The organism is Pseudomonas sp. D4002, assembly GCF_013385665.1.
Classification (GTDB): Bacteria; Pseudomonadota; Gammaproteobacteria; order Pseudomonadales; family Pseudomonadaceae; genus Aquipseudomonas.
On sequence record NZ_JACAPN010000013.1, the window covers coordinates 1 to 19,436 of the forward strand.

The window sequence follows — 19,436 nt, forward strand, 5'->3', positions numbered from 1 at the left end:
TGTCCGGTCCGTACACGCTTTTCAAAAGTGACCCGCTGTAAGAGCGGAACCATAAGCAGCCGTTACCGAAGAAACGGATATGTACCCGACAAGCCAAGGGACACCACCATGCCGATGTTCAACAAAATCCTCATAGCCAACCGTGGCGAAATCGCCTGCCGCATCCAGCGCACCGCCCAATCCCTGGGCTACCGCACCGTAGCAATCTACAGCGAAGCCGACGCCGACGCCCTGCACGTCCAGATGGCCGACGAAGCCATCAACATCGGCCCCGCCCCCGTCACCCAGTCCTACCTGAACATCGAAGCCATCCTCAACGCAGCCCACCGCACCGGCGCCGACGCCATCCACCCCGGCTACGGCTTCCTCTCCGAAAACCCCGACTTTGCCCGAGCCTGCGCAAACGCCGGCCTCACTTTCATCGGCCCCAGCCCCGAAGCCATCGACCTGATGGGCAGCAAACGCCTCTCAAAAATCGCCATGCTCAACGCCGGCGTCCCCTGCATCAAGGGCTACCAAGGCCCCGACCAGGACGACCCAACCCTGCAACAACAAGCCACCCACATCGGCTACCCACTGATGATCAAGGCCAGCGCCGGCGGCGGCGGCCGCGGCATGCGCCTGGTACACAACCCCGACACCCTGCTGGAACACCTGCGCACCGCCCGCTCCGAAGCACAAAACGCCTTCGGCAGCGCCGAACTCATCCTCGAACAAGCCCTGATCGCCCCCCGCCACGTCGAAATCCAACTGTTCGGCGACACCCACGGCAACCTGATCTACCTCGGCGAACGCGACTGCTCGGTCCAGCGCCGCCATCAAAAAGTCATCGAAGAAGCCCCCTGCCCCGTCATGACCCCCGAGCTGCGCCAAGCCATGGGCGAAGCCGCCCTCAAGGCCGCGCGCGCCGTCAATTACGTCGGCGCCGGCACGGTGGAGTTCCTGCTCGACCGCGACGGCAATTTCTACTTCCTGGAAATGAACACCCGCCTGCAGGTCGAACACCCGGTCACCGAACTGATCACCGGCCTCGACCTCGTCGCCTGGCAACTGCACATCGCCGCCGGCCAACCTTTGCCCCTGAGTCAGGAACAAGTGACCCTCACCGGCCACGCCATGGAAGTGCGCCTGTACGCCGAAGACCCGGCCCAGGGCTTCCTCCCGCAAACCGGCGACGTACTGCGCTGGGACCCGGCGCCAGGTGTGCGCATCGATCATGGCGTACTGGAAGGCCAGCGCATCACCCCGTTCTACGACTCGATGCTGGGCAAGATCATCGCCCACGGCGCCACCCGCGAAGAGGCCCGGCGCAAGCTGGTCAGGGCCGTGGAAGACTGCGTGCTGCTCGGCGTGCCCACCAACCAGCGCCTGCTGGCCAGCCTGCTCAAGCATCCACACTTCATCGCCGGCGATTTCAGCACCGGCTTTATTGCCGAACACTTCAGCGACATCCCGCGTCCCCACGCGACCAACGAAGAGCTGGCCCTGGCCGCCGCGCTGTTTTACCAACACAGCGCCAGCGCTCACACCCAGCCATTATCCGGCTGGCGCAACAACGCCAGCGTACCCTGGACCTGGCAATTGGCCGAACACGACGAGCCCCGGACCATCAGCCTCAGTGTGCTGGCGGACAATTGCCTGCACGTCGAGATTGATCTGCACGCCATCGAAATACGCGACCTCTCCACCGACGGACGCTGGGCCACCGCCGTTCTCAACGGCATTCGCCGTCGCATTGCCTACCACCTGCAAGGCACCCGGCTCTGGTTGCCCGGCGTGTGCATCAATGATCGAACCCAAACCGTCGCCACCCGCCAGGCCGAGGCCGGCAACGGCACGGTCAAGGCGCCGATGGATGGGGCAATTGTCGAAGTACGGGTCAGCGAAGGCGATTCGGTCAGCAAGGGCCAGCTGTTGCTGGTGCTGGAAGCGATGAAAATGGAGCACCCACTCAAGGCCGGCATGAGTGGCGTGGTCAAGCGAATCCAGGCGGTTGCAGGCGATCAGGTCAGGAACCGTCAGATTTTGCTGGAGATCGAGTAAGCCCTGGGCGGAACTAGCAGGCTTGGCTACGCTCTATCCCCATCAGGACGGGAAGAGTACGGGAACCTGCGATGCCTCATTGGCTGATTATTGATCTTGAAGCCACAACGGATGAAGGCGGCTGGCCCGTGACCGAGATGGAAATCATCGAAATCGGTGTGAGCCTGGTCAACCGCCAGGGCCGTGAACTGGACCATTTCCAGCGTTTCGTGCGGCCATTGCGCAGGCCGCTGCTGACGCCGTTCTGCCGCCAGTTGACCCACATCACCCAGGCGAATATCGACGCTGCCGCGCCGTTGATCGAGGTGTGGCCGCTGTTCGAACGCTGGCTTGGCCAGCACCAGGCACGCCTGGAAGGCTGGGCGAGCTGGGGTGACTACGATCGCCAGCAACTAGAACTGGAGTGGCAGCGCCATGGCTTGAGCAGCGTGCTGGGCCAGACGCCCCACGTGAACCTCAAGCAACGCTTCGCCAAGGCCCGGCGCCTGGACAAGCCGCTGGGGCTCAACGGCGCGCTGCAACTGGCCGGCATGCAGTTCCACGGCCAACAGCATCGGGCGCTGGAAGATGCACGCAATACCGCACGGCTGCTGCCGTTGATTTTGCCCGTGTAGAAGGCATACTGGCCGACCTTTCTTGACCCTTTTCCGAGGATTCGCCCATGTTTAAAGTCAACGAGTACTTCGACGGCACCGTCAAGTCGATCGCTTTCGGCACTGCAGAAGGTCCGGCGACCATCGGCGTCATGGCCCCGGGTGAATACGAGTTCGGCACTGCCCAGCGTGAAATCATGCACGTGGTATCGGGCGCACTGACCGTCAAGCTGCCAGACAGCACCGACTGGGAAACCTTCGCCGCCGGCACCCAGTTCAACGTGCCAGCCAACAGCAAGTTCCAGCTGAAGGTGGCGGTCGACACCGCCTACCTGTGCGAATACCGCGGCTAAACGTTCGATAGCCGAAAAAAATGCCCGTCTCGCGAGAGACGGGCATTTTTCATTTCAGGGCTGCTTACTCCAGGATCGTCACCGGCATGCCGACTTCCAGGCGGCCCGCCCCATCGTTGACCAGGTTCTGCCCGAACATCACATCGCCCTCTTGCTCGCGGTAGGTCTTGAGCGTGGCCAGCGGTTCGCGGTCGGCACTGCGCTCGCCACTCGCCGGGTCGATGGTGGTGAGGATGCAGCGTGAGCAGGACTTGACCACGCGAAACTCCACATCACCGATCCGTATCCGCTTCCAGCCGTCTTCGGCAAAGGCTTCGCTGCCCTCGATCACCAGGTTGGGGCGAAAACGCAGCATCTCCATGGGCCGACCGATACGCTGGGACAGGTCATCCAGGGACGCCTGGCCGATCAGCAGCAACGGAAAGCCATCGGCAAACGCGACCTTGTCATCATCCTTGCCGTAGCCGGCCTCGGTCGTGCGCGCACGGGACAGCGGCACTTGCACCAGCCGCGTGGGTTTGCCGATGAATTCGCTGAGCCAGGCGCCCGCCTCGTCACCGGCATCCGGCACGCGCAAGGTGTCACGCCAGATGGTCACGCCGCGCAACTCGGCATCGCTGCCGGGTAGTGGCACGTCAAGCGCAGGTTGGCCCTCGGCGCTCAAGGTCAGGCCACCGGCGCTGTTCCACAGCGCCGAGAGCTGGCTCATCCTGGCCACGGCGCGCTGGGTCAGGAAACGCCCGCTGGCCTCGTCCACCAACATCCAGCGTCGATCCCCGTCGAGCCCGAGTGTGTCCAGGCCGATCTGCTGCAAGGATTCACCCTTGCCGGACTTCAAGGGGTATCGGTACAACGCGCTGAGACGAAGCATGGGCCTGCATTCCTGAGGGACAAAGCCGTCACCCTAAGCTCAAGCCGGGACTTCGTCCAGCATCAGGCGCTGACGCACCACGTCCACCAACTTGTCGGGCTGGAACTTGGAGAGGAAGTTGTCGCAACCGACCTTCTTCACCATCGAGTCGTTGAAGCTGCCGGACAACGACGTATGCAGCACCACGTACAGGCTGCGCAGGCGCGGGTCGTTGCGAATCTCGGTGGTCAGGCGGTAGCCGTCCATCTCGGGCATTTCGGCGTCGGTGAAGATCATCAACAGCTTGTCGGTCATCACCTGGCCACTGTCGGCCCAGGCCTTGAGCATGTTCAGTGCCTTGAGGCCGTCGCTGGCAATGTGCATCTTCACCCCCAACTGTCCGAGGGTGTCACGCAGTTGCGAGAGGGCGACGTTGGAGTCATCCACCAGCAGCACTTCGCGGCCGCGGGCGCGTTCCAGCACCGGGTCTTCAAGTTTCTCGCGGGAAACCTTGGCATTGTAGGGCACGATTTCGGCGAGGACTTTTTCCACGTCGATGATTTCCACCAACTGGTCATCGACCTTGCTGATGGCCGTCAGGTAATGCTGGCGCCCGGCACTTGCCGGCGGCGGCAGGATCGCCTCCCAGTTCATGTTGACGATGCGGTCGACGCCGCCCACCAGGAACGCCTGCACCGAGCGGTTGTACTCGGTGACGATAATGGTGCTGTTGGGGCCCGGAATCAGCGGACGCATGCCAATCGCCTGGGACAGGTCGATCACCGGCAACGTCTGCCCACGCAGGTTGACCACGCCGCAGACAAACGGGTGGCGCTGGGGCATCAGGGTCAACTTGGGCAGTTGCAGCACTTCCTGCACCTTGAACACGTTGATCGCGAACAGCTGCCGCCCGGCCAGGCGAAACATGAGGATCTCCAGGCGATTCTCACCCACCAATTGTGTGCGTTGATCTACCGTGTCGAGAATGCCGGCCATTAAAGACTCCTGGGGTTTAGCGGATGGATAGTGCTGGTCACTGAAGCAGGTTATCGGCGGCAAACGCCGGACCTTGACCCCCACTAAAATGCCATGCAAATCCATTGATGTCACACTGACATCATGCTTTACTGAACCCGCTTCAACGCAAGGCCCATCACCACCGCCGCGTGACCGCAAAGTCTGCGCGAGGTTCCGCCATGTAAGGGATTCCCCTATCCACAATCAGGACCAACCTGATATTCGCGATATCTAATAGCCATTAATGTGACGCCATTCTCATTGCATGAATGGAGTCAGGCTTTTGTTTGCTATCGCAAGCCCACGGCCAACGGATCATCCAGTGACTTATGTACTGGCACCCAAAGAAGTTGTGCGAATGCCCCTGGGAATTGTGGGGTACTCGGACGACGGCCGTCATTCAAATAAATTTCCTACTGAAAAGTCGGAACGGGCCTACAGATATTCGTCATATTTCAGCGGTAGTTTTACGCCATTCAACCGATGCAACATCTCATCATCCGATCGTATGTTCTGGAGACTTGTGTGATGAACGACGGCAAAGAGTGGCAACTTGCACTTCCCGAGTTCCTCCTCGAAGCGGAAATGTTGCTGGCCAAGTCTGAAGAATGCTTGAGCCACCTGCATTTGATCCGCAACGACAGTGACGCGATCGACTGCATGAAAACCAACCTGATCAAGCTCGCGGAAAAATCCGAAGCCCTGGCCCTGAGGGCGATCAGCGAGTTCTCACGGCATATCCAGTACCTGATCAGCAACGCCGCCAGCCCCCTGCAACTGCATGACGAAGCACTTGATGCACTGCACAACTGCCTCACCCTGCTGGCCTGGCAACTGGAGTTGATCGATACAAAAACCGGCAAGCTCGGCCTGGATGAAACGGAACAAACCGTGTTGATCGCCACCGTTGTCCAACACATCCCCCAAAGCGATTTCGGCTATAAGCAACAACACAGGCCTTACGCGATTTGAGGCTTCTTCGCATTTAAGCGACAAAAATGTCGCATTCAATTGCCTGATTATCTAAAAACGACACCACAACTATTTATGCATCACGCCGTCGTTAGCAGAAAAATATCAATAAGCCACTAACGACAATACTGATACAAAACAACTTCAATGATACAACTTCCCCACTCGTTGAACTCCGGGACTACCTTCCGGGACGCTGCCGTGATTAATACGCCTCATCCCGCTCGGCGCCAGGCGACCAACGGTAATAGTGGTGGTACCATGCCCCGCTCGAAGTGACTCAACTTCATGATGCATATAAACGTGAAATGCGCCTCCTATGTACGCCAGCCTGAAGTCACTCATCGCAAGGTCCGTGTCCCGAAGCAATGCACGCTGGATAACCCTCGCGCTATGCCTGTGCGCGTGCCTGCTCAGCCTGTGGGCTTATGCACACTCGGCCGATCTTCCCCTGGCGCTGTTGTCAGTGAACCTGGCCACCCTGCTGGTGGTGGGCTTGCAACAGTGGCGCTCACGCAAGTCCATCAAGTTCCAGCCCCAGGAGTTGGCCGACCGCCTGTTGCAGGTCCAGGAAAACGAACGTCATCGCCTCAGCCGCGAACTGCACGACGATATCGGCCAACTGTTGACCGCCGCCAAGCTGCAAAGTGAATGGCTCAAGCGCCGTCTTCCGGAAAACCTGCAGGGCCACTGTGCGGTGCTGTGCAACACCCTCAACGAAACCCTGGCCAAGGTGCAGGACGTGTCGGCCATCCTCAACCCCCGGCAACTGGCGAGCCTGGGCCTTGAGGCGAGCCTGCGGGCGCATCTGCTCAAGACCCTGGAAAACACCCGGGTAAGCTGGAGCCTGGAATGCCATCAACGGCTGACCGGCATCCCGGAAGAGATGGCTGTTGCCGCCTTTCGCATTACCCAGGAAGCCGTCACCAACATGCTGCGCCATGCCCAGGCACGTAACCTGCTGGTACGCCTGCAACGCCTGCCCGAAGGCCTGTCACTGTTTATCAGCGATGACGGCCAGGGCTTTTCGCCCGCCATCAACCCCGCCCAGGAAGGCCAGCGGGGCATGGCCGGGATGTCCGAGCGGATTGATCAACTGGGAGGCACATTGTCGGTCAATAGCCAGCCAGGCTCCGGGACGAGGATCGAAGCGCTTTTCCCCTGGGCGCCCCGCGCCCTCGAACGGGCCAACCCCCATAAGGTTCTAGAGTGACGTGCAACTTACTCCTGGTGGATGACCACTCCCTGATCAGGGCCGGCGTGCGTGCGCTGGTCATGGATATTCCCGGCTACGCGGTGATCGGTGAAGCGAGCGACGGCGCGCAGTTGCTGGAGCGGTTTGACGCGCTGCAACCCGACATCGTGCTGCTTGACCTGTCGATGAAGCACACCGGCGGGCTCGATGCATTGAAAGACCTCAAGCGCGCCTACCCGAAGAGCAAGGTGCTGATCCTGTCGATGCACACCGACCCGGAGCTGATCATGTGCGCGCTGGAGTCCGGCGCCCATGGCTACCTGCTCAAGGACACCACGGCCAATGAGCTGGAGCACGCGCTGCTGGCGTTGCGCAACAACGAACGCTACCTCAGCCCGGCAATCGCCCATACGGTGATCAACCAGGCGCTGATCCGCAATCAGGCCCAGGTCAACCCGCCGCCCCACAGCCACAACCTGACGGCACGCCAGTTGGAAATCCTGCGCTTGATCGTGCGCGGCAAGTCCACCCGTGAAATCGCCAATGGCCTGGGTCTGAGCATCAAGACCGTGGAAGCCCACCGCTCGCAGATCATGAAGCGCCTGCAGATTTTCGACGTGGCGGGCCTGGTGCTGTTCGCAGTGCGCGAACAGATCATCAGCCTTGACGATTAGTCAGCAACGGTGAGTCCTCCGGCAGATGCACCCGCAGTGCCTGGGGCAAGGCCGAGAAGTGCAAGTCGTCACCCTGGAGTGGTTCGCCGTCGAGGTTGATCGCCAGCCCTTCGGCGACCTTGATTTCGACCCACGGCAAGCGCGCCCGCACAAACATATTGTCCAGGCCCCAGCCGTCCGTCATCAGGTTGCGCAGGGTGCCGACCACTTCCTGCGGCGCCGGCAAGATGCTGATATCCAACAAACCATCATCGGCCAGGGCGCCGGGGCACAGCACGTGGCCACCACCGGCCTGGCGCCCGTTGCCGATGCCCAGGGCCAGCAGCTCGCCGCGCCAGTGAAAGTCAGGGCCCTGCAATTCACCGTAGGCCGCGCGCAACTCGCTGAAGCGTGACAGGCCGGTAAACAGATACGCCGCGCCACCGAGGACTTTCTTCAAGTCTTCGGAGGTGTTGGCAGTGACCTGGCTGCCAAAACCACCGGTGGCCATATTCAGGAAGATCTGCCCGCCTACTTCGCCCAGGTCGATGGCACGGGCCGGTACATCCAGCAGGTCCAGGGCCTGCTCGGGCTCCAGCGGCACACCGGCGGCGCGGGCAAAATCGTTGGCGGTACCGAGGGGCACCAGCACCAGGCTGGCCTCGGTCTTGGCCCGGGCCATGGCCTCGGCCACATCCCGCAGGGTGCCGTCACCGCCGCCGGCAATCAGCCGCGTGTAGCCATCGGCAAGGGCCTGATCGACAAACCGCTGGGCATCGCCACCCTCCCACGTCACCCGTACGGCCAGGTCCCAGCCCTGCTCGCGCTTGCCCTGCACCGCCGCCCGCACCTGCTCGTTGAGGGCTTGCTTGCCGTGCAGAATCAACAGTGCCTTGGGTGTGCTCATGGATGAATGCTCCTGGGTTTAAGGTTCCTGAGGGATGTTGACCGTGGCCAATCGAAAAAAAGCCATCGGATGTAGAAATTAACCGGGTTTTGTAGCGTTTCTGACACGGATCAACTCGCACTTGGCGAAATCGACCTAGACTTATACCTATTCCCACCCGACAAGGCCGTCGCACCATGATCACCATGTCCGCCTTCCACTCCATGCTTATCCCCATCCTGACCGGCATGATCCTCCTGGCCATCGGCTTCAACTTCCGCGACAAACCCATCGGTGTGTTCGGCATGTGGATCGGCATGCTGCTGATCCTCGGCACCGTGGTTTACAAGATCCTCGCCAAACTCGCCGAATGACAATCTCACTCGCATTGCACATGACGGCCTCGTACACTCGGTCAATTCGTCGTTTTTAAGGTTGACCGCCTCGTGCTTGCCCGTCTGTTTGCCCTGCCCTGTTGCCTGCTTTTCTGCCTGCTGACCCTGCTGCCCATGGCGCCTGCCCACGCCGTGAGCCTGCCGGGGCTGCTGGGCAGCAACACCAAAACCCAGCCGCAAGCCGACGTCCCGTTGGGCCAGTCCCTGGACGAGGTGATCAAGACCCTGGAAAACGACCAGCAGCGCACCAAGCTGCTGAGCGACCTGAAAAAGCTTCGTGAGACCACGCAAAAGGCCCAGCCCGCCGCCGAACTGGGTGTACTCGGTCTGATCGGCGGTACGCTGTCGAGCCTGGAGCAACAATTCTCCGGTGCCGACAGCCCGCTCAATCGCTGGTCCAACGAGTTTGACCAGGCCAAGGATGAACTCACCGCACTGATGCTGCCGGCCAGCGAATGGCTGCCGATCATCTTTGCCTTTGCCATGATCCTGATGCTCTGGAGCCTGCTGGCCGCGATCCTGATCTGGCTCAGCCACCGGGTGCGCGAACGCTTCGGCCTGACCGAAGAACTGCCGCAACACCCCAAGACCTGGGACCTGCTGCGCTTTGCCCTGCGCAAGCTCGGCCCGTGGCTGATCGCGTTGGTGATCACCGTCTACATGAGTTACGCACTGCCCTCGTCCCTCGGCAAATCCCTGGCGATGGTGCTGGCCTACGCGCTGGTGGTGGGCACCTGCTTCTCGGCGATCTGCGTGGTCGCCTTTTCCGTACTCGACGGCCCGCACCGTCACCGCGCGTTGTACATCCTGCGCCACCAGGCCTTCCGGCCGTTATGGCTGATCGGCAGCTTTGCCGCCTTTGGCGAAGCCGTCAGCGACCCGCGCCTGGCCGAGAGCCTGGGCCAGCACCTGTCCCATGTCGCCGCGACCATCGCCAATGTCATGGCCGCGCTGTCCACCGGTGTGTTCATCCTGCGATTCCGCCGGCCGATTGCGCACCTGATCCGCAACCAGCCGCTGTCCCGCCGCCTGACCCGCCGCGCCCTGAGTGACACCATCGAAATCGTCGGCACCTTCTGGTACCTGCCGGCGTTGCTGCTGGTGGGCATCTCGCTGTTCGCCACCTTCGTCTCCGCCGGCGACACCAGCACCGCCCTGCGCCAGTCGTTGTTGTGCACGGTGTTGTTGGTGCTGTGCATGGTGATCAACGGCCTGGTGCGCCGTCATTCACTCAAGCCGCAGCGTGGGCACAAGCGCCATGCGCTGTACTCCGAGCGCCTGAAAAGCTTCGTCTACACCCTCGCCCACCTGGTGGTGTGGCTGGTGTTTATCGAACTCGGCCTGCGGGTCTGGGGCCTGTCGCTGATCCGTTTTACCGAAGGCGACGGGCATGAAATCAGCGTCAAGCTGTTCGGCCTTGCCGGCACATTGCTGTTTGCCTGGCTGATCTGGATCCTCAGCGACACCGCGATCCACCACGCCCTCACCCGCTCGCGCAAAGGCCTGGCCAACGCGCGTGCGCAGACGATGATGCCGTTGATTCGCAACGTGCTGTTCGTGACCATCTTCATCATTGCCGCCATCGTCGCCCTGGCGAACATGGGCATGAACGTCACGCCGCTGCTGGCGGGTGCCGGTGTAATCGGCCTGGCCATCGGTTTTGGTGCACAGTCGCTGGTGGCGGATTTGATCACCGGCCTGTTCATCATTATCGAAGACTCCCTGGCAATTGATGACTACGTGGATGTCGGCGGCCACCTGGGGACGGTCGAAGGGTTGACCATCCGTACCGTGCGCCTGCGGGACATCGACGGCATCGTGCATACGATCCCGTTCAGTGAAATCAAAAGCATCAAGAACTACTCCCGGGAGTTCGGCTACGCGATCTTCCGGGTGGCGATTCCCTACAACATGGAAATCGACGACGCCATCAAGCTGATGCGCGACGTCGGGCAGAAGATGCGCAACGACCCGTTGCAGCGGCGCAATATCTGGTCGCCGCTGGAGATTCAGGGTGTAGAAAGTTTCGAGTCCGGCAGTGCGATTCTTCGCGCCCGCTTCAAGACCGCGCCGATCAAGCAGTGGGAGGTTTCGCGGGCGTTCAACCTGTCGCTCAAGCGTCACCTCGACGAAGCCGGGCTGGACCTGGCCACCCCACGCTTGAGCGTGCAAGTGGTGACAGCGGCGGGAGGCGTGCAAGAGAAAGAATAAGCGCTGCCCGGATGACGTCAGGATCAACAACAATAATCATGGAGAGTCCTTATGCGTTTGACCGGTCTTACACACCAATGGGTATTCGGCCTGCTGTGCGGTGTCGCCAGCAGCGCGGTCATCGCCGCCAACAGCGGCCAGGACAGTGCCCGCGAAACCATCGCCGCCCAGGCCAAAGTACTGGAACCGGCCTTGCTGGAAACCCGGCGCGACATCCACGCCCATCCTGAACTGGGCAATACCGAACATCGCACCGCGGAGCTGGTGGCCAAGCAGCTGCGGGAGATGGGGCTGGAGGTCAAGACTGGCGTGGCGCGCACGGGCGTTGTCGCCATCCTCAAGGGCGCCCTGCCCGGCCCGACCGTTGCCTTGCGCGCCGACATGGATGCGCTGCCGGTCAAGGAAGTCTCCGGCCTGCCCTTCGCCTCGAAGGCCAAGGGTGTGTACCTCGATAAAGAAGTCGACGTGATGCACGCCTGCGGCCACGACGCCCACACCGCCATCCTGCTGAGCACGGCGAAAATCCTTACAGGTATGCGCGATCGTCTGCCTGGGACCGTGGTGTTTTATTTCCAGCCGGCTGAAGAAGGCCCGAGCGACTTTATCCCCGACGGTAAAAACACTTGGGGCGCGAAGATGATGGTGCAGGAAGGGCTGATGAAATCGCCCAAGCCGGATGCCGTTTTTGGGCTGCATGTGTGGGCCGGGGTGCCTGCGGGGCAGATTGCGTATCGGCCGGGGCCGACGCTGGCGAGCTCGGATGACCTGCGGATCAAGATCCTGGGCAAGCAGACCCATGCGGGGCGGCCGTGGGATGGGATCGATCCGATTACCGTGGGGGCGCAGGCCATTGTGGGGCTGCAGACGGTGGTCAGTCGGCGTACCGACATTTCTTCGTTTCCGGCGGTGGTGAGTATTGGCACCATCAACGGAGGGACGCGGTACAACATCATTCCCGAGTCGGTGGACATGAGTGGGACCATTCGCTCCTACGACTATGGCATTCGCCAGAAGCTGCATGCGGATGTGCGGCAGACCGTAGAGAAGATTGCCGAGAGTGGTGGGGCGAAGGCTGAGGTGACGATCATTGAGAAGTACGACCCGACCATCAACAACCCGGCGCTGACCGAAAAGATGCTGCCGAGTTTGCGTTGGGCGGCGAATGGCGACGTAGTGAATGCCCCGTTGGTGGGTGGGGCTGAGGACTTCTCGTTTTATGCCAAGGAAGCGCCAGGGTTGTTTGTGTTTCTGGGGGTGACGCCGAGGGATCAGGACATGAGCAAGGCGGCGCCGAATCATAATCCGGGGTTCTTTGTGGATGAGTCGGCGTTGGTGGTTGGGGTTCGGACGTTGGCTTCGTTGGCGACTGATTATTTGTATGCCAATGCGGCGGATTGAGGGTATATCCGTTATTCAGGTAACGGCCGCCTAGGGTTCCGCTCTTGCCCCACCACTCTGCACCTCGCTCGGGCTTAAGTGTGGTGAAGCAACAGCAAACCCAAAGGCGGACACGATCCAAATGTGGGAGCGGGCTTGCTCGCGAAGGTCGTTAACGATTACGTGGGTATCCTGACTCAACGCGGCGCCCTCAGGTTTTTCGCGAGCAAGCCCGCTCCCACATAAAGCGGCTCTGCTTTTGCTCTAACACCCAGGTCATCGGGGTAAAGCCCTGTGCTTACTTGGGGCTGGGCCGGCATTCCGGCTGTTCAAAAGTGAGCCGCTGTGAGAGCGGAACCAAAAGCCGTCGTGACCTAGATAACGGATACACACAGGCAAAACGTCAAACCACATCCACCCCCACATGAATCGCATCATGCCGCCAAAACTCCAGATCACAATCAATCAACCGCTCATGCTGATCATAATTAACCCGAGCAATCCGCAACCCCGGGCTCCCCACCGACACCCTCAACGCCGCCGCAGCCTCAACCTGCAATGACGTCGGCACAATCTCAAACCGCACCCGCCCGTAGTGCAAGTCATACACCCGCGCATACAACTCCGTAATCGACTGATTCAAATCACACTCCAGAATCCCCGGAAAATACTGCGGGTTCAGATAGTGTTCCACATACAACACCAACCGCCCATCAATCCTGCGCCCCCGGCAAATCTGAATCACGCTGGACAACGCCGGCAACTGCAACCACGCACACACCGCCGCCGAAGCCGGCTGCAACCGCGCCGAAATCACCTCGGTCGACGGCACCCGACCCTGGGCACTCACCATCGCGTGAAAATGACTGCGCTGCATCAGGTTATAGGCAAGCCTGGGCGGCGACACAAACCACCCCCGCCGCTCCTCGCGATAAATCTGCCCTTGTGCCTCAAGTTGTAACAAGGCTTCCCGCACCGTAATCCGGGTGGTACCAAACAACTCGCTGAGCTTGCGCTCGGCCGGCAGCTTACTGGCAGGCGCCAACAAGCCATGGTCGATCTGCTCTTGCAGCGCCAGGCCAATGGTTGTCACCGCTTTGGTTGCCTCATCACGCATCAACGTTACCTATCTGGACTAGACCAGCACTATTCAGGTGCACAAAACGCCCGCTAAACGCGCCTCTGCTGTTGCGTGCAAGCCTAGGCATTGCACATGACCGACAGATGACAGCGCCTCGCGACGTCCTGCCACAAGACCTGCAATACATCGGCCAAGTCCAAGGCTTCCGGGCGGTTTGGCATGGTCTACGCTTACCCGGTGATCCCCCGTCCAGGCCAACAAAAAACGACATCGACATGAAACTGTCATCCGCCACGCCTAAATTGGCTCGTGTATTGCTGACCTAGACCAACACCACCGCAAACGTCGATAAAAACGCAGCGTTGAAAACGCCCAAAGGAGCTTCGGATGAAACAGCTTTTCCTGGCATCACTGTTAGGCTCGACCATTGCCATGTGCACCGCCGCCATGGCCGCTGATACCGATCTAAAAACCCTGGAAGCCGCCGCGAAAGCGGAAGGCGCCGTCAACAGCGTCGGCATGCCCGATGACTGGGCCAACTGGAAAGGCACCTGGGACGACCTGGCCAAGACCTACGGCCTCAAGCACATCGACACCGACATGAGCTCCGCCCAGGAAGTCGCCAAGTTTGCGGCAGAGAAAGACAACGCCAGCGCCGACATCGGCGACGTGGGTGCAGCCTTCGGCCCGATCGCGGTGAAACAGGGCGTTACCCAACCGTACAAACCGACCACCTGGGCACAAGTCCCGGATTGGGCGAAAGACAAAGACGGTAACTGGGCCCTGGCCTACACCGGCACCATCGCCTTTATCGTCAACAAAAAACTCCTGCACGGCTCCGAAGCTCCGAAAAGCTGGGCTGACCTGAAGACCGGCAAATACAAGGTTTCCATCGGTGACGTGAGCACCGCCGCCCAGGCGGCCAACGGCGTACTCGCCGCCGCACTGGCCAACGGTGGCGACGAGAAGAACATTCAGCCGGCGCTGCTGATGTTCGCCGACATCGCCAAGCAAGGCCGCCTGTCGCTGGCCAACCCAACCATCGCCACCATGGAAAAAGGCGAAGTGGAAGTGGGCGTGGTCTGGGACTTCAACGGCCTGAGCTACAAGGCCAAGATGGCCAACCCGGATGACTACGTGGTGCTGATCCCATCGGACGGCTCGGTGATTTCCGGCTACACCACCATCATCAACAAATACGCCAAGCACCCGAACGCCGCCAAGCTGACCCGCGAATACATCTTCAGCGACGCCGGCCAGACCAACCTGGCGCGTGGCAATGCGCGGCCGATCCGTGCCGAGCACCTGACCTTGCCAGCCGACGTACAGGCCAAGCTGCTGCCTAACGAGCAGTACAAGAAAGTCACGCCGATCAAGGACGCCGACGCTTGGGAGAAGACCTCCAAGGCACTGCCGCAGAAGTGGCAGGAAGAAGTCATCATCAATATGCAATAAGGCTTAACACGCCTGTTCAAGTGGAACGCGGTCAGTGTGGGAGCTGGCTTGCCTGCGACAGCGGTATGACATTCAGCAGTATTGTCGACTGACACACCGCTATCGCAGGCAAGCCAGCTCCCACATTTGATCGGTGTTCCAACCGAAAAACCGAGTCAAGCCTATTTGTTGCGGAGCCCCAGCCCCTATGAAGCACAACGTCATCCTTGTCGTGCTCGACGGCCTGAATTACGAGGTTGCCCGACACGCCATGGGGCACTTGCAGGCCTATGTCGGCGCAGGACGCGCAGCACTGTACAAACTGGAATGTGAACTGCCGGCCCTGTCCCGGCCACTGTACGAATGCATCCTCACCGGCGTACCGCCGATCGAGAGCGGCATCGTCCACAACAACGTTTCGCGCCTGTCCAACCAGCGCAGCATTTTCCATTACGCCACCGACGCCGGTTTATCCACGGCGGCGGCGGCGTATCACTGGGTCAGCGAGTTGTATAACCGCTCGCCCTTTATCGCCGCCCGGGATCGGCATACCAGCGACCCGGCCCTGGCGATCCAGCACGGGCATTTCTACTGGAATGACCATTACCCGGACTCGCACCTGTTTGCCGACGCCGAAAGCCTGCGCCTCAAACACGCGCCGAATTTCCTGGTGGTGCACCCGATGAACATCGACGATGCCGGCCACAAGCACGGCCTCGACACCCCGCAATACCGCAACAGCGCGCGCTCGGCCGACATCATCCTCGCCGACTACCTGCAAGGCTGGCTCGACGCCGGTTACCAGGTACTGGTGACGGCCGACCACGGCATGAACAACGACCGCTCCCACAACGGCCTGCTGCCGGAAGAACGGGAAGTGCCGCTGTTTGTGCTGGGTGATGCCTTCAGCCTCGACACCCACGCCACGCCCAAACAAACCGAGCTGTGCGGCACCGTCTGCGAGCTGTTGGGTGTACCCCACGACAAACCTGTATGCCGGGAGCTGTTGAAGTGAATTCAGTGATCCGCGGCAAATGGCTGGCCGCCTTGTGCCTGGTGCCCTTCGCCATCTTCTTTATCGTGTTCGAAATCGCCCCGCTGGTGTGGGTGATGATCAGCAGCGTCCAGTCCGAAGAGTTCGGCTGGGGCCTGGCCAACTTCAGCAAGATCTTCAGCTCGAAGTTCTATATGCAGGCGATCCAGTACAGCCTGGAAATCAGTTTCTACTCCAGCGTGTTCGGGATCATCATCGCCGTACTCGGCAGCTACTCGCTGCGCCGGGTCGACGGGCCGCTGCGCAATTTCGTGACCGCGTTCGCCAACATGACCAGCAATTTTGCCGGCGTACCCCTGGCCTTCGCCTTCATCATCCTGCTGGGGTTCAACGGCAGCATCACCATCATGCTCAAGCAGGCGGGGATCATTCAGGACTTCAACCTGTACTCCAAGACCGGCCTGATCATCCTTTATACCTACTTCCAGATTCCCCTCGGCGTGTTGCTGCTCTACCCGGCCTTTGATGCACTGCGTGAAGACTGGCGCGAGTCTGCTTCATTGCTCGGCGCGGACGGCTGGCAGTACTGGCGGCACATCGGTCTGCCGGTGCTGACCCCGGCGCTGCTGGGCACCTTCGTGATCCTGCTGGCCAACGCTCTCGGCGCCTACGCCACGGTGTACGCGCTGACCACCGGCAACTTCAACGTGCTGCCGATCCGCATCGCGGCGATGGTCTCCGGCGATATTTCCCTGGACCCGAACATGGCCAGTGCCCTGGCCGTGGTGCTGGTGGCGCTGATGACCGTGGTGACCGTGGTCCATCAACTGCTGCTCAAGAGGAGCTACCATGTCTCGCGCTGAACCTGGCTCGGCCGCCCTCTACCACCGCGTAGTGGTGTATCTGTTGTTTGCAATCCTGGTGCTGCCGTTGCTCGGCACCCTGGTCTACTCCATCGCCAGCAGTTGGTCGGCGACCATCCTGCCATCCGGCTTTACCTTCAAATGGTATATCCAGCTGTGGAGTGACCCGCGCTTCCTGAATGCCTTCGGCCAGTCGCTGCTGGTGTGCGTTGGCGCGCTGATCTTGTCGGTGGTGCTGATCCTGCCGCTGCTGTTTGTGGTGCATTACCACTTTCCAAAACTCGACGCGCTGATGAACATTTTGATCCTGCTGCCCTTCGCGGTGCCGCCGGTGGTGTCGTCGGTGGGGCTGTTGCAGCTCTACGGCTCGGGGCCATTTGCGATGGTGGGTACGCCATGGATCCTGATCGGTTGCTACTTCACCGTGGCGCTGCCGTTCATGTACCGGGCGATCACCAACAACCTGCAAGCGATCAACCTGCGGGACCTGATGGACGCCGCCCAACTGCTCGGTGCCAGCACCTTCCAGGCGGCGTTCCTGGTGGTGCTGCCGAACCTGCGCAAGGGCTTGATGGTGGCATTGCTGCTGTCGTTCTCGTTCCTGTTCGGCGAGTTCGTGTTCGCCAACATCCTGGTGGGCACCCGCTACGAAACCCTGCAGGTGTACCTCAACAATATGCGTAACAGCAGCGGCCACTTCACCAGTGCCCTGGTGATCTCCTATTTCTTCTTCGTGCTGGTGCTGACCTGGGCCGCCAACATCTTGAACAAGGACAAAAGCCAATGAGCTTCGTCAGCGTCCAACACCTGCAAAAAGGCTACGCCGGCACGCCGGTATTCAGTGACATCAACTGCGAAATCGCCAAGGGCGAATTCGTCACCCTGCTTGGCCCGTCGGGCTGCGGCAAGTCGACCCTGCTGCGCTGCATCGCCGGCCTGACCTCGGTGGACAGCGGGAAAATCCTGCTGGATGGCCAGGACATCGTCCCGCTGAGCCCACAGAAACGGCATATCGGCATGGTGTTCCAGAGCTACGCGCTGTTCCCCAACATGACCGTGGAACAGAACGTCGCCTTCGGCCTGCGCATGCAGAAGGTCAATGCCGACGACAGCCACAAACGCGTGCAGGAAGTGTTGCAACTGGTGGAGCTGAAAGAACTCGCCGGCCGCTACCCGCACCAGATGTCCGGCGGCCAGTGCCAGCGCGTGGCCCTCGCCCGCTCGCTGGTGACGCGCCCGCGCCTGCTGTTGCTCGACGAGCCGTTGTCGGCCCTCGATGCACGGATTCGCAAGCACCTGCGCGAACAGATTCGCCAGATCCAGCGCGAGCTGGGCCTGACCACCATCTTCGTGACCCATGATCAGGAAGAAGCCCTGACCATGTCCGACCGGATCTTCCTGATGAACCAGGGCAAGATCGTGCAGAGCGGCGATGCCGAGACCCTCTACACCGCGCCGGTGGATGTGTTCGCCGCGGGCTTTATCGGCAACTACAACCTGCTTGATGCCGACAAGGCCAGCAAACTGTTGCAGCGTCCGATCACCGGGCGCATCGCCATTCGCCCGGAGGCCATTGAGCTCAGCCGCAGCGGTGAGCTGGATGCGTTGGTGCGCAGCCACAGCCTGTTGGGCAACGTGATTCGCTATCGCATCGAAGCCCGGGGCGTGGAATTGGTGGTGGATGTGCTTAACCGCTCGGCTGACGATCTGCACCCGGATGGTCAGAGATTGGCACTTTCCATCGACCCAAGTGCGTTGTGTGAAGTAGCCTGACGCACGATTTATTTGAGAGAGCGTGACAGATGGCATTGGTAATTTTTGATCTGGACGACACCCTGATCCACGGCGACTGCGCCACCCTGTGGAGCGAGCAGATGGGCCGCCTGGGCTGGGTGGATGGCGAGTCGTTCATGCGCAAGAACGACGAACTGATGGCGGCCTACAGCCGCGGTGAGCTGGCCATGGAGGATTTCATGGACTTCAGCCTGGAGCCGATGATTGGCCGCACGCCGGAAGAGATCGAGCACCTTGTAGAGCCGTGGGTGGAAGACGTTATCGAGCCGCTGATTTACAGCGAAGCTACCCGGACTATCGCCCGGCACCGCCAGAATGGTGACCGGATTCTGGTGATCTCGGCGTCGGGGACGCACCTGGTCAAGCCGATTGCGGCGCGTATCGGCATTGATGAAGTGTTGGGGATCGAGCTGGACGTCGCCCATGGGGTGTACAGCGGCAAGACCACGGGTGTACTGACGTACCGCGAAGGCAAGATCACTCGCCTGATGGAATGGCTGGAGCAGGAAGGTGAGCACCTTGATGGGGCGTACTTCTACTCGGATTCGCGCAATGATTTGCCGCTGTTGCTGAAGGTGGAGAACCCGCAGGTGGTGAATCCGGACCCGGTGCTGCGGGCGCATGCTGAGAAGGCTGGGTGGCCGATTCATCATTGGGTGTGACGTTTTGTGCTGGTTTGAGGTGGGTACATATCCGTTATTCAGGTAACGGCCACCTATGGTTTC

Annotated in this window: 18 protein-coding genes and 1 pseudogene; 15 read left to right on the forward strand and 4 right to left on the reverse strand. The window is 60.7% G+C overall.

The genetic code is table 11. The features are described 5' to 3' along the window. The first annotated feature begins 108 nt into the window (after nucleotides 1-108). The 3 genes from HX824_RS07075 to HX824_RS07085 all read left to right on the forward strand — a co-directional run bounded on the left by HX824_RS07075 (nucleotide 109) and on the right by HX824_RS07085 (nucleotide 2,989). Complete coding sequence (locus tag HX824_RS07075; RefSeq protein WP_177054382.1) at nucleotides 109-2,043, forward strand: acetyl/propionyl/methylcrotonyl-CoA carboxylase subunit alpha; 1,935 nt, start codon at nucleotides 109-111, stop codon at nucleotides 2,041-2,043. A gap of 71 nt (nucleotides 2,044-2,114) precedes the next feature. Beyond that, nucleotides 2,115-2,657, forward strand: coding sequence for an exonuclease domain-containing protein (locus tag HX824_RS07080; RefSeq protein WP_003219774.1), 543 nt, complete (start codon nucleotides 2,115-2,117; stop codon nucleotides 2,655-2,657). A gap of 47 nt (nucleotides 2,658-2,704) precedes the next feature. Further along, nucleotides 2,705-2,989 carry a pyrimidine/purine nucleoside phosphorylase gene (locus tag HX824_RS07085; protein WP_150686752.1) on the forward strand — a complete coding sequence of 95 codons (285 nt, stop codon included), beginning with the start codon at nucleotides 2,705-2,707 and terminating at the stop codon, nucleotides 2,987-2,989. A gap of 64 nt (nucleotides 2,990-3,053) precedes the next feature. Here HX824_RS07085 and HX824_RS07090 read toward each other — a convergent pair whose 3' ends face one another. Both HX824_RS07090 and HX824_RS07095 read right to left on the reverse strand, forming a co-directional pair. Further along, nucleotides 3,054-3,860 carry an MOSC domain-containing protein gene (locus HX824_RS07090; RefSeq protein WP_177054383.1) on the reverse strand — a complete coding sequence of 269 codons (807 nt, stop codon included), beginning with the start codon at nucleotides 3,858-3,860 and terminating at the stop codon, nucleotides 3,054-3,056. Between the two features lie 39 nt (nucleotides 3,861-3,899). Beyond that, on the reverse strand, nucleotides 3,900-4,835 hold the full coding sequence (locus tag HX824_RS07095) for a chemotaxis protein CheV (RefSeq protein ID WP_008430676.1): 936 nt from the start codon (nucleotides 4,833-4,835) through the stop codon (nucleotides 3,900-3,902). Nucleotides 4,836-5,384: 549 nt separating this feature from the next. Here HX824_RS07095 and HX824_RS07100 point away from each other — a divergent pair. From HX824_RS07100 to HX824_RS07110, 3 genes are all read left to right on the forward strand, one after another. Next, nucleotides 5,385-5,828 carry a hypothetical protein gene (locus HX824_RS07100; RefSeq protein ID WP_003219767.1) on the forward strand — a complete coding sequence of 148 codons (444 nt, stop codon included), beginning with the start codon at nucleotides 5,385-5,387 and terminating at the stop codon, nucleotides 5,826-5,828. A gap of 319 nt (nucleotides 5,829-6,147) precedes the next feature. Further along, nucleotides 6,148-7,041 (forward strand): sensor histidine kinase, encoded by an 894-nt coding sequence (locus HX824_RS07105; RefSeq protein ID WP_003219766.1) that lies wholly within the window; start codon nucleotides 6,148-6,150, stop codon nucleotides 7,039-7,041. Next, nucleotides 7,038-7,697, forward strand: a complete 660-nt coding sequence (locus HX824_RS07110) for a response regulator transcription factor (protein ID WP_003219763.1) — start codon at nucleotides 7,038-7,040, stop codon at nucleotides 7,695-7,697. Before HX824_RS07105 ends, HX824_RS07110 begins: the two co-directional genes overlap by 4 nt. On the opposite strand, the pseudogene yegS reads toward HX824_RS07110, so the two are convergent. Further along, a pseudogene (gene yegS / locus HX824_RS07115) lies at nucleotides 7,659-8,583 on the reverse strand (lipid kinase YegS); the annotation flags it as partial. The gene HX824_RS07110 and the pseudogene yegS overlap by 39 nt on opposite strands. Before the next feature lie 176 nt (nucleotides 8,584-8,759). On the opposite strand from yegS, the gene HX824_RS07120 reads away from it, so the two are divergent. The 3 genes from HX824_RS07120 to HX824_RS07130 all read left to right on the forward strand — a co-directional run bounded on the left by HX824_RS07120 (nucleotide 8,760) and on the right by HX824_RS07130 (nucleotide 12,566). Further along, a complete protein-coding gene (locus tag HX824_RS07120) occupies nucleotides 8,760-8,936 on the forward strand; it encodes a hypothetical protein (protein WP_003219760.1) in 177 nt (58 codons plus the stop codon). A gap of 72 nt (nucleotides 8,937-9,008) precedes the next feature. Next, a complete protein-coding gene (locus tag HX824_RS07125) occupies nucleotides 9,009-11,168 on the forward strand; it encodes a mechanosensitive ion channel family protein (RefSeq protein WP_003219758.1) in 2,160 nt (719 codons plus the stop codon). Nucleotides 11,169-11,219: 51 nt separating this feature from the next. Further along, nucleotides 11,220-12,566, forward strand: coding sequence for an amidohydrolase (locus HX824_RS07130; protein WP_177010028.1), 1,347 nt, complete (start codon nucleotides 11,220-11,222; stop codon nucleotides 12,564-12,566). A 382-nt stretch (nucleotides 12,567-12,948) separates the two neighbouring features. Here the strand turns inward: HX824_RS07130 and HX824_RS07135 are convergent, their stop codons facing one another. Then, nucleotides 12,949-13,662, reverse strand: a complete 714-nt coding sequence (locus HX824_RS07135; RefSeq protein WP_010166446.1) for a UTRA domain-containing protein — start codon at nucleotides 13,660-13,662, stop codon at nucleotides 12,949-12,951. Nucleotides 13,663-14,013: 351 nt separating this feature from the next. Between HX824_RS07135 and HX824_RS07140 the strand changes: the two genes are divergently transcribed. From HX824_RS07140 to HX824_RS07165, 6 genes are all read left to right on the forward strand, one after another. Then, a complete protein-coding gene (locus tag HX824_RS07140; RefSeq protein ID WP_003219752.1) occupies nucleotides 14,014-15,081 on the forward strand; it encodes an ABC transporter substrate-binding protein in 1,068 nt (355 codons plus the stop codon). Between the two features lie 187 nt (nucleotides 15,082-15,268). After that, nucleotides 15,269-16,075: an alkaline phosphatase family protein gene (locus tag HX824_RS07145; protein ID WP_102606234.1), complete on the forward strand. Its 807-nt coding sequence runs from the start codon at nucleotides 15,269-15,271 to the stop codon at nucleotides 16,073-16,075. Continuing rightward, nucleotides 16,072-16,917 carry an ABC transporter permease subunit gene (locus HX824_RS07150; RefSeq protein ID WP_003219748.1) on the forward strand — a complete coding sequence of 282 codons (846 nt, stop codon included), beginning with the start codon at nucleotides 16,072-16,074 and terminating at the stop codon, nucleotides 16,915-16,917. The genes HX824_RS07145 and HX824_RS07150 overlap by 4 nt, the downstream gene beginning before the upstream one ends. Continuing rightward, a complete protein-coding gene (locus tag HX824_RS07155) occupies nucleotides 16,904-17,704 on the forward strand; it encodes an ABC transporter permease (RefSeq protein ID WP_003219747.1) in 801 nt (266 codons plus the stop codon). The genes HX824_RS07150 and HX824_RS07155 overlap by 14 nt, the downstream gene beginning before the upstream one ends. Then, nucleotides 17,701-18,690, forward strand: coding sequence for an ABC transporter ATP-binding protein (locus HX824_RS07160; RefSeq protein ID WP_003219745.1), 990 nt, complete (start codon nucleotides 17,701-17,703; stop codon nucleotides 18,688-18,690). The genes HX824_RS07155 and HX824_RS07160 overlap by 4 nt, the downstream gene beginning before the upstream one ends. A gap of 29 nt (nucleotides 18,691-18,719) precedes the next feature. Continuing rightward, complete coding sequence (locus HX824_RS07165; RefSeq protein ID WP_134327067.1) at nucleotides 18,720-19,373, forward strand: HAD family phosphatase; 654 nt, start codon at nucleotides 18,720-18,722, stop codon at nucleotides 19,371-19,373. The last annotated feature ends 63 nt before the right edge of the window (nucleotides 19,374-19,436 follow it).